The organism is Enterovirga sp. CN4-39 (assembly GCF_049446235.1).
GTDB lineage: Bacteria > Pseudomonadota > Alphaproteobacteria > Rhizobiales > Beijerinckiaceae > Enterovirga.
Genome location: NZ_JBMSEF010000001.1, coordinates 180,343 through 193,277 on the forward strand (window position 1 = coordinate 180,343; position 12,935 = coordinate 193,277).

12 protein-coding genes and 2 pseudogenes are annotated in these 12,935 nt (G+C 63.6%); 11 read left to right on the forward strand and 3 right to left on the reverse strand.

The window, feature by feature from the left end:
- Positions 1 to 2: 2 nt before the first annotated feature.
- Positions 3 to 1,097 (reverse strand): DSD1 family PLP-dependent enzyme, encoded by a 1,095-nt coding sequence (locus ACO2SS_RS00915; protein ID WP_423275683.1) that lies wholly within the window; start codon positions 1,095 to 1,097, stop codon positions 3 to 5.
- A 114-nt stretch (positions 1,098 to 1,211) separates the two neighbouring features.
- On the opposite strand from ACO2SS_RS00915, the gene ACO2SS_RS00920 reads away from it, so the two are divergent.
- The 3 genes from ACO2SS_RS00920 to ACO2SS_RS00930 are packed head-to-tail and all read left to right on the forward strand — an operon-like array spanning position 1,212 to position 3,380.
- Complete coding sequence (locus tag ACO2SS_RS00920) at positions 1,212 to 2,009, forward strand: amino acid ABC transporter ATP-binding protein (RefSeq protein ID WP_423275684.1); 798 nt, start codon at positions 1,212 to 1,214, stop codon at positions 2,007 to 2,009.
- Complete coding sequence (locus ACO2SS_RS00925; RefSeq protein WP_423275685.1) at positions 2,006 to 2,707, forward strand: amino acid ABC transporter permease; 702 nt, start codon at positions 2,006 to 2,008, stop codon at positions 2,705 to 2,707. The genes ACO2SS_RS00920 and ACO2SS_RS00925 overlap by 4 nt, the downstream gene beginning before the upstream one ends.
- A gap of 4 nt (positions 2,708 to 2,711) precedes the next feature.
- Positions 2,712 to 3,380 carry an amino acid ABC transporter permease gene (locus ACO2SS_RS00930; protein ID WP_423275686.1) on the forward strand — a complete coding sequence of 223 codons (669 nt, stop codon included), beginning with the start codon at positions 2,712 to 2,714 and terminating at the stop codon, positions 3,378 to 3,380.
- Positions 3,381 to 3,552: 172 nt separating this feature from the next.
- Here ACO2SS_RS00930 and ACO2SS_RS00935 read toward each other — a convergent pair whose 3' ends face one another.
- Both ACO2SS_RS00935 and ACO2SS_RS00940 read right to left on the reverse strand, forming a co-directional pair.
- Positions 3,553 to 4,185, reverse strand: a complete 633-nt coding sequence (locus tag ACO2SS_RS00935; RefSeq protein WP_423275687.1) for a tyrosine-type recombinase/integrase — start codon at positions 4,183 to 4,185, stop codon at positions 3,553 to 3,555.
- Between the two features lie 419 nt (positions 4,186 to 4,604).
- Positions 4,605 to 4,766 (reverse strand): annotated as a pseudogene (locus ACO2SS_RS00940) (TRAP transporter large permease subunit); the annotation flags it as partial.
- A gap of 73 nt (positions 4,767 to 4,839) precedes the next feature.
- Between ACO2SS_RS00940 and ACO2SS_RS00945 the strand changes: the two are divergent.
- The 8 genes and pseudogenes from ACO2SS_RS00945 (at position 4,840) to ACO2SS_RS00980 (ending at position 12,906) form a co-directional block, all read left to right on the forward strand.
- Positions 4,840 to 5,310, forward strand: coding sequence for a recombinase family protein (locus ACO2SS_RS00945; protein ID WP_423275688.1), 471 nt, complete (start codon positions 4,840 to 4,842; stop codon positions 5,308 to 5,310).
- Between the two features lie 823 nt (positions 5,311 to 6,133).
- On the forward strand, positions 6,134 to 6,457 hold the full coding sequence (locus tag ACO2SS_RS00950) for a hypothetical protein (RefSeq protein ID WP_423275689.1): 324 nt from the start codon (positions 6,134 to 6,136) through the stop codon (positions 6,455 to 6,457).
- A 44-nt stretch (positions 6,458 to 6,501) separates the two neighbouring features.
- Positions 6,502 to 7,314 carry a lysophospholipid acyltransferase family protein gene (locus ACO2SS_RS00955; RefSeq protein ID WP_423276207.1) on the forward strand — a complete coding sequence of 271 codons (813 nt, stop codon included), beginning with the start codon at positions 6,502 to 6,504 and terminating at the stop codon, positions 7,312 to 7,314.
- Positions 7,315 to 8,565: 1,251 nt separating this feature from the next.
- Positions 8,566 to 8,679 (forward strand): annotated as a pseudogene (locus tag ACO2SS_RS00960) (ATP-binding cassette domain-containing protein); the annotation flags it as partial.
- Between the two features lie 111 nt (positions 8,680 to 8,790).
- Complete coding sequence (locus ACO2SS_RS00965) at positions 8,791 to 9,414, forward strand: helix-turn-helix domain-containing protein (protein WP_423275690.1); 624 nt, start codon at positions 8,791 to 8,793, stop codon at positions 9,412 to 9,414.
- Positions 9,415 to 9,422: 8 nt separating this feature from the next.
- Positions 9,423 to 11,081 carry an ABC transporter substrate-binding protein gene (locus ACO2SS_RS00970; RefSeq protein ID WP_423275691.1) on the forward strand — a complete coding sequence of 553 codons (1,659 nt, stop codon included), beginning with the start codon at positions 9,423 to 9,425 and terminating at the stop codon, positions 11,079 to 11,081.
- 20 nt (positions 11,082 to 11,101) lie between these two features.
- The gene (locus ACO2SS_RS00975) at positions 11,102 to 12,046 is read left to right on the forward strand and encodes an ABC transporter permease (protein WP_423275692.1); all 945 of its coding nucleotides are present in this window, start codon (positions 11,102 to 11,104) and stop codon (positions 12,044 to 12,046) included.
- Entirely contained in the window at positions 12,046 to 12,906 is an 861-nt protein-coding gene (locus ACO2SS_RS00980) for an ABC transporter permease (RefSeq protein ID WP_423275693.1), read from the forward strand. The genes ACO2SS_RS00975 and ACO2SS_RS00980 overlap by 1 nt, the downstream gene beginning before the upstream one ends.
- Positions 12,907 to 12,935: the final 29 nt, after the last annotated feature.

Below are 12,935 nucleotides of genomic sequence, written 5' to 3' on the forward strand. Positions count from 1 at the left end.
GCTCAGCGGCTGGCGCCTCGCGCATCGATGGGCCAGATCTCCTCGACACGTCCGTTCCGGACGCCGACATACCAGTCGTGCAGGTTGATCGTCGGATCGCAATGGCCGGGGATCAGCGCCACCTTGTCGCCGAGCTTCGGCCGCGCAGAGCCGGCGGACAAGCCGATCTTGCCGTGCTCGTCCGACATCCCGAGGAAGGTCCATCCGTCGGCGCGATGCACGCGCGGCGGACCCTTCTCGCCACTATACGACTTCAGGCCCGCATCGACGACGAACCAGTCGCGGCCCGAGACGCTGATGACGCCCGAGAGCACGAACAGGCTGTGCTCGAACTCGTCATAAGGACGGCCGTCCGCGCCCGCGATGGCCGCATAGTCGAGATCCATGAACGCGTAGGAGCCGGCCTGCAGCTCCGTGTAGACGCCGCTCTCCGCCTCGACCCGGAACGTGCCCGTCCCGGCGCCGCTCACGGTCCTGGCTTCCAGCCCAAGGGTGCCGAGCGCCTCCTGTGTGTCGCGGACGGCGCCGATCGCGCCGTGGATCGCGGCCTCGCGCTCGGCAGCGGTCGGCAGATGCTGGGCGCGTCCGTGATAGGCCTGCAGCCCCTCGAAGCGCAGCCCGGGCGCATCCGCGATGCGCCGGGCGAGCTCGGCGGCCGGCCGGCCCGGGGCGACGCCGCAGCGCGCCATGCCGACCTCGATCTCGACGAAGCCGTTCAGCGTGACCCCTGCCTTCGTCGCGGCCGCCGAGGCGAGCGAAACCTGATCCAAATCGTCGAAGCAGATGCCGATGGTGGCGCCCCGGGCGAGGGCCGCGAGCCGGTCGAGCTTGCGCGGATCGACGACCTGGTTCGACACGAGGATGTCCGGGATGCCGGCCGCCGCCAGCACCTCCGCCTCGCCGACCTTCTGCACGCATTGCCCGACCGCGCCGGCGGCCATCTGGCGCCGCGCCACGGCGGAGCTCTTGTGCGTCTTCGCATGGGCCCGGAGCCCGATGCCGGCCGACGCGACGTAGCCCGCCATCTTGGCGATGTTTCGATCGAAGGCGCCGAGATCGACGATCAATGCCGGCGTGTCGATCTCGTCGATCGACATTCCTGTTTCGGCCGGAGGATTCTGCATCGATCGCGGGTTGCCTGCCATCCTGGGGCGCATCATAGTCACGCCCGGCGCGCCGCGTCGACACGTATCTGGAGACAAAATCTCGGCATGGCACGTGGTACTGGTCTCGTCCCTACTATACGGGTGAGCGGCGTTCACAAGCGCTTTGGCGATATCGACGTGCTCAAGGGAGTATCGTTCGATGTAAATCGCGCCAATGTCGTGAGCATGATCGGTGCGAGCGGGTCGGGGAAGAGTACACTTCTGCGTTGCATCAACCATCTCGAAGTTCCGTCTTCAGGCGAGATCTTCATCGATGGCGAGCCTCTTGGCTCGACGACCGACGCGAACGGCCGGGTGCGCCAGCGTCCCCTGAGCCAGGTCAACCGGATGCGGCGCGACCTCGGCGTGGTCTTCCAGCAATTCAACCTGTGGCCGCACATGACGGTGCTCGGCAACGTCGTCGAGGCGCCGATCCGGGTGCGAGGGATGTCGCGGAAGGAGGCGGTCGAGATCGCTCGCGGCGAGCTCGCCCGCGTGCGCATGCTCGACAAGCAGGACGCCTATCCGGCGCGCCTGTCCGGCGGGCAGCAGCAGCGCGTGGCGATCGCGCGCGCGCTCGCGATGCGGCCGAAGGTGATGCTGTTCGACGAGCCGACCTCCTCGCTCGATCCGGAGCTGAAGGAGGAGGTGCTCGGCGTGATGCGTGAGCTCGCCGCCGCCGGCACGACCATGATCGTCGTGACGCACGAGATGGAATTCGCCCGCGACGTCTCCGACCGGGTGCTGTTTCTCCACCAGGGCGTGATCGAGGAGGAGGGGCCGCCCTCCCAGGTGTTCTCGCGACCCGCATCCGAGCGCTGCCGGCAGTTCCTCGCCAAGCACCTCGCGCGAGACGCCGCTTGAGCGAGGCGCTGCGTCAGGCGCTCGATCTCGGGCTGTTCTGGGAGTACCGCCAGATCCTTCTCGGCGGGCTGCTCTTCAACGCGGGCGTATTCGCCTGCGCGGCGGCCGCGGCCCTCACGATCGGCCTCGCGGCGTCGCTACTGCGGACGAGCCGGCACGGCCCGCTCCGGGCGGCCGGAACGCTCTATGTGGAGATCTTCCGCAACGCGCCCGATTACGTGATGCTGATCTGGGTGCATCTCGTAATGCCGATCCTGATCGGGACACTCATCGGCCGGCGCGTAGAGTTCGACCCGTTCCTCTCCGCCGTGATCGCGCTCGGTCTCGTGTATAGCGGCTATCTGGCCGAGACCTTCAGGGCCGGGTTCCAGACGATCCCGATCGGCAACATCGAGGCGGGCCGGTCGGTCGGGATGTCCGAGTTCCAGATCCTGCGCCGCATCTTGCTGCCGCAGGTCGTCCGCCGCATGCTGCCGGAGGCGATGAACAACTTCGTGTCGCTCTTCAAGGCGACCACAATCGTGTCGCTCATCGCGGTGCCCGACATGATGTACCGGGTCACCATGGTGACCCAGCAGGAGATGCAACCGCTCCCGCTCTATACCGGCGCCGCGCTGACCTACTTCACCGTGATCTTCGTGGTGTCCACGCTCGCCCGCTTCGGCGCGGAGAGGTGGCGCCGGACCATCATGGCCTGACCGGATGGGAAACTGGGAGCGGCTGGTCTGGAACCAGCGCCACGTCCTGCTCGACGGCCTGCTGGTCACGCTGCAAGTCTGCGGCTTCGCGTTCGCGGCGGCCGTGATCGGCGGGCTCGTGCTCTGCCTCGTACGCCTCTACGTGCCGCTGCTCCGGCCGGTCGCGATCGCCCTGATCGAGTTCTTTCGGGGAACGCCGATCTTCGTGCAACTCGTCTGGGTGAACTATGTCTGGCCGGAGGTGTTCGGCTGGCCGACCAGCTTCTTCACGGCTGGCTGGGTGGCGCTGGCGCTGCAATCGGCGGGCTATCTCGCCGAGACCTTCCGGGCCGGAATCGAGGGCATCCCGCGCGGCCATTCGGAGGCCGCGACCTCGCTCGGCATGTCCCGCTTGCAGACGCTCGCCCGGATCGTCCTGCCGCAGACGCTGCTCGCCACCGTGCCGGCGCTAATCAACCAGGTGACCGTAATTATCAAGTCGTCGACGCTGGTTAGCGTCATCACGGTGCCGGACCTGATGTTCCAGAGCCAGCGCATTGTAAACCGCTACTACGAGCCGCTCGAGGTGCTCACCGCCACGGCCGCGATCTACATCGCGATGATCTTCGCCCTTTCGACTGCTGGGAATCGCCTTGCAGGGCAGTTGCGAGGGCGGCTTGGCTACACCGTCTAAGTTGGAGCCATCACGCTAAGCGATAATCTCCCGAGCGATTGCAGACGTGTTTGTCTGCCCGAACTTATGTCCGCTTTGGACCATAGCCCCGCCGGTGTGGAAAGACCGGTGTGGGCGCAGTGCGGCGACTTTGAAGGCTCCCCGGTAGCTTGCGCCCGAGGAGCCACCGTCGTCAGACCTCGGTGCCTTCGGCGAGCATGAGCGCGTCCTCCACGTCGACGCCGAGGTAGCGCACCGTGCTCTCGATCTTTGTGTGCCCGAGCAGGATCTGCACGGCACGCAGGTTGCCGGTCTGCTTGTAGATGATCGACGCCTTCGTTCGTCGGAGCGAGTGGGTGCCGTAGTCCTCTCGGCGCAGCCCGATGCCGCTGACCCACTCGTCAACGAGACGGGCGTACTGCCGCGTGCTGATGTGAGCCGCGTTGTTGGTCCGGCTCGGGAAGGCGAAGTCGTCGAGCGCTCCACCTCGGCAATCAAGCCAAGCCAGGATGCTCGCGCGCGCCGGTTCGAGCAGCTCGAACTGGACAGGTCGGCCCGTCTTGCGCTGAATGACGATCGCGCGAGAGCGGACCCGGCCGCCGCTTACGAGGTCACCAATCCGGACCTTCACGACGTCGCAGCCCCGCAGCTTGCTGTCGATCGCTAGGTCGAACATGGCACGGTCGCGTACCCGACCTTCGCGATCCAACCAAAACCGCACAGCCCAAACCTGCTGCGGTTTCAGCGCTCGTTTCGCACCGAGCTTTCGCCCTGCGTTCCATGCCCGGCGCTCCTTGAAGCTCGGATCGTACTCGGAATGACCCATCGTCCGTCTCCTTCACCGGCACTCGCCGGCGGAAAAGGAGACATCACGACAGTGCAGAGGGAGAAGCTTTTGGCCGAGGGCGGAACGGCAGCTTACGCGCAAAATCACCGGAGAAGCGGACTTCCCGCCGGCTCTCTCCGGTGCTCGCTTGTAAGCACGTCGCTCAGCCGTCGCTCAGACACGGTCAGCTGCTCGTCACTAGCCCTGTAACACCCGCCGTGAACGGATGGGCTCCGCCAGATCCAACGACAATCTGCTCGCAAGCGACGTCTACATCATCGAAACTCACCTTGTCCTGCGTTCATCGAGCGCCTCTTGGCAGTGGTCGAGGGTTGCAGCACTACTCGATCACGGCGAACTAGGCCTCGGACACTTCGCAGTGACAAGGACAGTAGCGTGAGCGGTTATGTGACCGTCCATCACAGAAGGCCGATTGAGATCCAAGGCACAGACGCGATGATCACGAGCCCGATGAGTAGCGCGACGAGGTACGGCCAGATTGCCCCGATGGCTTCGTCGGGAGACACATCCCCGATCTTGCAGGCAAGATAGAAGCCGACGCCGATCGGCGGTGCCATCAGGAAAAATGTGCTGGAGTCGCTCTGCATTTGGTCCGATCTTCAAACGTAGACGGTCGTTTACGTTTGAAGCGAGGTGCCCCTGACCAGCTACGTAGCCTATTATCGCGTGTCCACAGCCGCTCAGGGCCACTCGGGGCTGGGCTTGGAGGCGCAGCGCGCCAGCATCCAGAGCTTCCTCTCCGGATCGGATCGGTTGCTGGCTGAGTTCGTCGAGATCCAGTCGGGAAGGAAGGACAACCGGACCGAACTCGCCAAAGCTGTTAGTCTTGCGAAAGGGAAGGGGGCCTCGATCCTCATCGCTCGTCTGGACCGGTTCTCCAGACGCGTGAGCTTCATCGCGGGAATGATGGAGTCAGGCGTGCGTCTCACGATTGCAGAGCTGCCCAACGCAACGGAGTTCCAACTCCACATCTTCGCCGCGCTGGCGCAGGAGGAACGGCGGCTCATCTCCGAGCGAACCCGGCTAGCCCTGAAGCAGGCAAAGGGGAGAGGGGTGTCCGGTTGGGCTCGAACGGGATCGCTCTGGCTCAACAGAATCGGGTAGCCGCTGAGGAGTTCGCGGCGAGGATGCTACCGGTGATTAATGCGCTCGGGCCTAATCAGTCGCTGTCCAGGATCGCCGCGCGATTGAACGAGGCAGGGCACCGATCCCGCAACGGGCGCCCATTCGCTCCCCAGACCGTGAAGAACCTGCTGGCGCTGCGCTGCGCGAGCACCGAGGGCGATCTCGGGCGAAACTGAGCATCACCTAAGACGCAGGGCAGGGGGCCTCACCATCGATTAGCTGACCCGACTACCCGAAGACATCGGAACAGGGTCCAGCAGGCGAAAGGCCACCCAGCGGCCCTGAACAACAACATATTTCCGATGATCGATCCAGGCACCGGATTAGGTCCCAGCCGAGGACGCCGACCGACCGCGCTCATTCTGGATTGGGGCAATGGACGCGCTGACGCAGATTTTTTCGGCGACTGGTCCAGTGTACCGGGAAAAAGGCTCCCGCCCTTTTTAGGTCCACTCCGTTTAGACGCGGGCTAACAGAATGAGAGATTTGATTCTTCTATATAAGCCTGCCTGTTAGCCCCGGGTAGGTCCCGTGTAATGTCCAGCGTGCTCAGACATGTCATCCACGGACGTGAGAGCTTTCCGTTCCTCCTAGTCCAAGCACCCCACAGCTGCGCTCCTTGCGGAACAAGCGAGTGTTTGATGCATCCACCCTTCTCCATGTCGCTGCCGCGATAAGGGATCGGGGGGAGCTGACAGAGTAAGCGAGTTGGTTCTCTATAATAGCCTGCCTGTTAGCACCGATGAAGTCGTCGAGGCCACTATCGTCTGAAATGCGCCCAGGGTTGCCGCCGATCGTCCGAATGCTGGTTCTCGAAGGTAACTGTTCCGCCTATGGGTTGCCCAGGCTGGTCGCGCATGCCGGGTCCGCGCCGGTCTGTACCTCTTGCGCGCCGGTGGCGCTCCAGACCAGTAACATCGCGCTGCAAAAGGCATCAAACGCTAAGGTGCAGGAGTTCGCGCAATTCGAGCACGACGAACAGACGACGATCGCTGAGAGCCTGAAGTCGATGGATCCAAGCCGCGCCTCAGCCAAGCCCGACGAGCAGGGCATGGCAACGGCGGCGAGCCGCGCGCTTCTGCCATATGCGCGCGGGCCGAGATACGAGCTACCGCCCACTGTGTGAAAACCCTCCTGCCCGATCTCCGTGATTGGTCGCTCCATCTCGCGATGCGCGGCCTTCCTACCGACGTTTGTTCATCTCTGGGCGCGCGGTTAGCGCCACGCCTGGGAAAGGTGGCCAACCCTGTTAGCCACCAGAGGGCGACGGAACTTCTGAAGCGACTGGAGCCGAACCAAGCCGATGCGACGGTCGAGAGACTCTGGGCCAACGTCGGCCGGACGTTCGCCGAGTTTGCCGTGAGTCACCGGATGCTCAAGGCGGGCCGCGTGGCGATTGATGGAGAGGAGCACCTTACAGCGGCGCTGAGTTCAGGCAGACCGATCATCGCTCTGTTTCCACACCTCGGGAACTGGGAACTCGCAGAAATGCAGTTCGGCTTCAGAGCGCCAGGGCGTGTTGCGGTGATAGTCGCCCCACCAGCAAGCGGCGCGCGTGCAGTCATCGCCGAGCGGGTGCGAAGCAAGGTCCCGGCGGATCTTCTAGTCAAATCCAGAACTGTATGGCGACACGGGCTGGCCAAGCTCAGGGAGCCTGGCGGCATCTTCATGGTAGCGGCAGACGAGAGCGCAAGTGGAAGGGTTTGGGGTCCTTCTTTGGGTCGGCCGTTGCGGACGGACGGGAACCTCGGCAAGGCAGTCCGCCTTGCACTCACAACCGGGGCGACCGTCCTTCCGTTTCACAGTGAGCGGATTGAGGGCGCTCACTTGATCTCCCGCTACATGGAGCCAATCGAACTACGAGGCGATGCGCGAGACCAAGCCGCAGTGAGCGAAGGGGTTCGCCTGTTGGACCAGATTATCGAGGTGCCCGTGCGGCGGCTCTTAGATCAATGGTACATGGCCTTGGCGTTCCGCGGTTGAAATGCGGCTTTGTGCTTCGCCAGCGAGTGCTTCCGAGTCTCAGCGCGACCCGTCGCAAACGGCTTCCCAGCTATCCCGCGTGCCACCTCTTGAACACCGGGTGCCGTAGCTCACCGGCTGGTGTTCGGCCACTGTGTTCGACCTCCACAACCACGGGCCCGCCCCCTCTTTGGCGCAGTCCGAATACGTCGGCAGACCTCGCCGGCAAGGCAGGAGCCCACCGAGCTGCACGGGACAAGTGCCTCGCCATCTAGGCTCGCGAGCTTGAGTGACCGTATGGCGGAACGGCCCTCAGGTCGGTGATTACGAGGTAGCGCAGCGCCGGGACGTCGGCTTTTTGCGCATTGCTGCTCGATGTAGACGGCGGTCATCGCCGCCGCAAACCGGAAAAGATGCGGTTGCCCGATTTCGGCTCGGAATTGGTCTGTGTACGAGGATTGGATGTATCCGCCGCCCTAGTATATCAGTTTGCTGTTCTGAGTCTGGAGTTGCCCCGTTTTCGTGGACACCTTTTCCTTTGAGCAGGAGGTGTTCACATGCCGAGACATCGGCAACCTTATCCGGCGGAGTTTCGTAGGCAGCTGGTCGATCTGGTCGGTCGGGTCGCACGCCCGAGGAGCTTTCGGGGGAATTCGAGCCGACCGCCCAGGCGATCTGGAACTGGGTACGTCAGGCCGACCGTGATGGCGGCGTGCGTCGAGACGAGGATCTGCCTTCGGCCGAGCGGGAGGATCTGAGCCGGCTCCGGCGTGAGAACCGCCAGATGCGCCAGGAGCGCGACATCCTGGCAAAGGCGGCAGCCGGTTCGCGCGGGAGACCGGCATGAACCCGTCCGGATCTTCCAGTTCACGAGCGCGCACCCGGCCGTCTTCCCGATCGCCGCCATGGCGCGCGTGCTCGACGTCTCGCGAGCCGGCTATCACGCTTGGCTGGAGCGCGAGCCCTCGTCTCGATCCCGTGCCGACGCGCTGCTGCTGAGGCGCATCCGGACAGCCCACGCCGTCTCGCGGGGCACGTACGGGGCCGGCTGCGCGGCCCGTCGTGATCGAGAGGCTCGGCCGGCTCCGGACCTGGTCGACCGCAACTTAACGGCCGACGCTCCAAACCGGCTCTGGGTCGAGGGGATCACCTTTGTACCGACGCTCGCCGGCTTCCTCTACCTCGAACGCGGCGAGGATGCGGCTCGAACGGCCGAGCTCCGGGGCGGTCAGGTTAAAGGTCTCGTTCACGATCTGGACCTGGGACGGGCAAGCCCGGACGCTGTCCGGCGGGGAACAGCAGATGCTCGCGATCGCGCGGGCGCTCATGTCCAAGCCGGCAGTGCTCCTCCTCGACGAACCATCTCTCGGCCTCGCACCGAAGATCGACGATAAGGTTCACGTCCGACAATGCCGGATTAAGGCATGAAGCTGAGCTGCCGTGAAATTGTGCATGCCGCGTGCAAAATGGCATTGACACTTTCAGGATCGTGAATGGATGTTGGGCTTGTCGGACGGGCCTACTGTGAATCCAGCTTCACCAGCTCCTCTCAGCCAAGATTTCGATGAAGTCGGCTTGCGCATGCGGCTGCTGCGGCAGGCGCAAGGACTGCCATTGCAGAAGCTCAGTGCCGAGACGGGCCTATCGATTGGGCTGCTGAGTCAGATCGAGCGGGGTATCTCGTCTCCAACCGTGAGGCATCTTCGCTTGATCAGCGACTGCCTTGGTGTCGGTCCATCTTTTTTCTTCGGCGTGGTCGATGAAAACAAGTGCCAAGAACTCGGGAACATCATCGTACGGGCCGCTGGACGGCGTATCATCCAGTTCGCGGAAGGCATCAGGAAGGAGCTCCTCACGCCTGACGACCCGGACGGCATCGAATTGCTCCTTGTCACGATGGAGGCCGGAGCCTCATCGGGAGAAGAGTTCTACGTTCATCCAGGTGAAGAGGCGGGCACGGTGCTAACCGGTTCGATGCGGCTGTTCGTGCGAACCGAAACCCTGATCCTCGCAGCCGGCGATTCGTTCCGGTTCAAGAGCACCATTCCGCATCGGTTCGAGAACGCAGGTCAGGAGCAGACAAGGGTGCTCTGGGCTTTGCGCGCTCCGGTTTACGTATGAGGTAGCGAGTGTCCGTTCAACGTAGCCGCAATTTGCGTTTGGCATCTGATCAGTGCCGCGCCCGAACCTCTCTGGTGTCGCAGTGGCAACGGACAATCGGGGCCGTTGCGCTGCTTCTCGGTGCTCTGACGAGCCTTCCCGTAATCGCTCAGGAAAAGACGGTCTACCTGCAGAAGAACACCGACGCGAGGAGCTTCGACCCTCACAAGATCATCTCGCGGTCCGTTGGAGAGATCCTTCCGTTCATGCTGGATACGCTCGTGACGGTCGAGGACGATCTGGCGACGATCCGACCTGGTCTCGCGGAGAAGTGGACCGTTTCGCCGGACGGGCTGACGTATAGCTTCGCTCTCAAGCAGGGTCTGCGCTTCTGCGATGGGCGAACGCTGACGGCCGACGACGTGTCGGCGACTTTCCTCCGCTGGCTCGACCCGGCGACGAAGTCTACGAACACTGTCCTGCTCGGGCCGTTGTCTAGCGTCACGGCCAAGGATCATAGCATCGTCGAGTTCAAGCTCCGGGAGCCCTACGCTGACTTCCTGATCCAGCTCGCCTCGCCCTATGCCGGCATCATCGACGCAGCCGAAGCAAAGCGTCTCGGGGACGCCTTTGCGGTCCAGACGATGAACGGCACCGGTCCGTATTGTTGGAAACACTGGCGGCCGCGCGATGAGATCGCCATGACCCGCAACCCCCATTATACCTGGGGAGCGGGGCCATATGACACAAAGGGACCTGCAAGGGTTGCGGGTGTCGTGTTCAAGATTATGCCGGAGGACAATTCCCGAGTTGCCGCGTTGCTCACCGGTCAGTCGGACGCGTCGTACTACGTTCCATGGTCTTCCATCGCTGAGATCAGGAAAGACTCGCGCTTCGAAGTCTCGCAGCCGCGCGCCTTCGGATGGATCGCCTTCCTTGGAACGAAGCTCCACCGGCCGATGATGGAGCCTGCTGTCCGCAAGGCGATGAACCTGGCGATCGACCGGGAAGCCATTGTGGAGGCCCTGTATGCGGGAGAGGCTGATCCCGCTCGTTCTGCCGTGTCGCCGAGATTCAACGGCTACAACAAGGCCCTTGAGGCGCGCCTTCCGCGGTTCGATCAGGCTGCCGCTCGGAAGATCCTTGATGACGCTGGCTGGCGGCCGGGCTCCGACGGCATCCGTGCGAAGAACGGCGTAAAGTTGGCCCCGGTTCTTGTCGGCTATAATACCTGGCGCGAGCGGCTGGAGGCCGTTCAGGGAATGTTGGCCGAAATTGGCGTCGACCTCAAGCTTGAGTTGGCCGACACGCCTGTCGCGGTCGCGCGGATGCTGAGCAAGGACGATTTCGACCTGTTTGGATACTTCGGCTCATACTCGACTGTCGGCGAGGTTCTCCAGAAGTATTTTCTTCCGACCGAACCCGTATCGCCGTTCTTCTTCGCCAAGGAGCAAGGGGTGGAAGTCGCGACGCTCATCACCGCAGGCCGGCGTGAACTCGATCCCGCGAAGAGGACGGAGTATTTCGATAGAGCTCAGGAGCTGGTCGCGGACGGCTCCTTCTGGGTGCCGTTGACACACGAGCGCATGCTCGTCGTGTCGAACAAGACTCGTGTCACGGGTCTGAAACCCCACGGCCTTGCGGGCAACGGGCTTTACAAGGGGCTCGACTTCGCCCCCGCGCGCTGACGCGAGCGCTGGATCGCGACATGCTCGGCCGACAGCTCGTTTACCGATTGACGATCTCCGTACCTGTGCTGCTGGGTGTGATGCTGCTCGGTTTCGGATTGATGGTTCTCGTCCCCAGCGATCCGGCAGCGATCCTCGCCGGAGAGGGAGCGACACCGGAGGTGCTCGCCCGCATCCGCGCGGAGCTCGGGGTGGATCGCCCCATCGCAGAGCAGTTCGTCCGCTATCTTGTTCGCATCTTGCAGGGCGATTTCGGCCGATCTCTCTTGAATGGAGCCGACGTTTTGGAAGAGGTCGGACGCGCTCTGCCGCCGACCTTCGAGTTGCTCGTCGGCTCCCTTCTTCTCGCGATACCACCTGGAATAGCGCTCGGCTGCATCGCTGCCGTGTTCCGCGGCCGGGTTCTCGACCGCCTGATCGTGTCCGGAGCAGTTCTGGGGATATCGACGCCGGTGTTCATGACCGGTCTCATGCTGATCAACATCGTCGGCGTCCAGCTGAACGCGTTGCCTGTTCAGGGGCGCGTCGGCCCACCGACGAACTGGGAGGCTGCGCGCCACATCATCCTACCCGCGCTGACACTTGCATTGGTGCTCGTTGGACCGGTTGCGCGGATGACGAGAACCTCCATGCTGGAGATTGCCGGTCAGGATTTCGTTCGGACAGCGCGCGCCAAGGGTTTGTCGCAGCGGCGCGTGACGATCCGGCACGTCCTGCGTAACGCGCTCGTCCCCACAGTGAACCTGATAGGCCTCCAGGCCGGCTACCTGCTGGGGGGTGTCGTCATCACCGAAACCATCTTTGCCTGGCCAGGTTTGGGGCGACTGGCCGTGAGCGCGATAACCAGCCGTGACACACCAATGGCTCAAGGTACCATCCTTTTCCTCGCGCTGTCGTTCGTCCTTATCAACATTGCCGTGGACGTCGTGACGGCCCTCCTGGACCCACGTTCGGGGCGGGTTTGATGCTGGCCACCGTTCTGGGTCGAGCGGGCCTGGCCCGCCGGAAGGCATCTCTCCTCCTCCGCGACCCGTTCCTTGCGGTGGCCTTGGTCGTGCTTGGTGCCGCAGTCGCTGGCGCGGTGTTCGCCGACGTTCTCGCGCCGTATAGTCCGATGCAGACCAGCCTGCGGTTCCGAGCCCGCCCGCCCTCGGGCCAGTTTTTGCTGGGCACGGATGAGCAAGGACGGGACATTCTCAGCCGCATCCTCTTCGGGATGCGCCTCACCCTCGCGACCGGGCTTTTCGGCCTCGCTATCGGCATGACGGTCGGAAGCCTCATCGGCTTTGCCGCCGCTTACTTCCGACAGGTCGACAACTTCCTGATGCGCTGCGTCGACGTGATCCTCTCGTTCCCCGCCATTCTGCTCGGTCTAGCCATTGCCGGTGCGACGGGTCCGGGGCTCACGGGAATCGTGATCGCACTGGCTGTCTCGACAATCGGGCCGGCCGCCCGGATCGCGCGCAGCAGCGCATTGTCGATCGTCAGCCTCGACTACGTGACTGGAGCCCGGATGATCGGGCTGGGGAACATCGCGATCCTGGCCCGACACATCCTTCCCAACTGCTTGCCTGCTCTCGTCGTCTACGGGACGCTCCGGTTCGGGCAGGTCATCCTTCTCGGTGCCTCGCTAAGCTTCCTCGGTCTCGGGATTGCTCCCCCGGTGGCGGAACTTGGGGTCATGGTCAGCCAGGGACGGTCGCTCTTGCTCACGGCGCCACACGTGTCTCTGATCCCCTGCGGCGCGATCCTCCTGCTCGTCCTGTCCCTGAACATCATTGGTGATGCTCTTCGGGACGCCCTCGATCCAACCATGCGGGATTAGTGATCCGCCCACTCCAATCAGCGAGGTAT

Coding starts and splice junctions, on each gene's coding strand:
- ACO2SS_RS00965 (WP_423275690.1), top strand. CDS start 8,791: ATGTTGGGCTTGTCGGACGGGCCTACTGTGAATCCAGCTTCACCAGCT.
- ACO2SS_RS00980 (WP_423275693.1), top strand. CDS start 12,046: ATGCTGGCCACCGTTCTGGGTCGAGCGGGCCTGGCCCGCCGGAAGGCA.
- ACO2SS_RS00935 (WP_423275687.1), bottom strand. CDS start 4,185: ATGGGTCATTCCGAGTACGATCCGAGCTTCAAGGAGCGCCGGGCATGG.
- ACO2SS_RS00915 (WP_423275683.1), bottom strand. CDS start 1,097: ATGTCGATCGACGAGATCGACACGCCGGCATTGATCGTCGATCTCGGC.
- ACO2SS_RS00950 (WP_423275689.1), top strand. CDS start 6,134: ATGCTGGTTCTCGAAGGTAACTGTTCCGCCTATGGGTTGCCCAGGCTG.
- ACO2SS_RS00975 (WP_423275692.1), top strand. CDS start 11,102: ATGCTCGGCCGACAGCTCGTTTACCGATTGACGATCTCCGTACCTGTG.
- ACO2SS_RS00955 (WP_423276207.1), top strand. CDS start 6,502: ATGCGCGGCCTTCCTACCGACGTTTGTTCATCTCTGGGCGCGCGGTTA.
- ACO2SS_RS00930 (WP_423275686.1), top strand. CDS start 2,712: ATGGGAAACTGGGAGCGGCTGGTCTGGAACCAGCGCCACGTCCTGCTC.
- ACO2SS_RS00920 (WP_423275684.1), top strand. CDS start 1,212: ATGGCACGTGGTACTGGTCTCGTCCCTACTATACGGGTGAGCGGCGTT.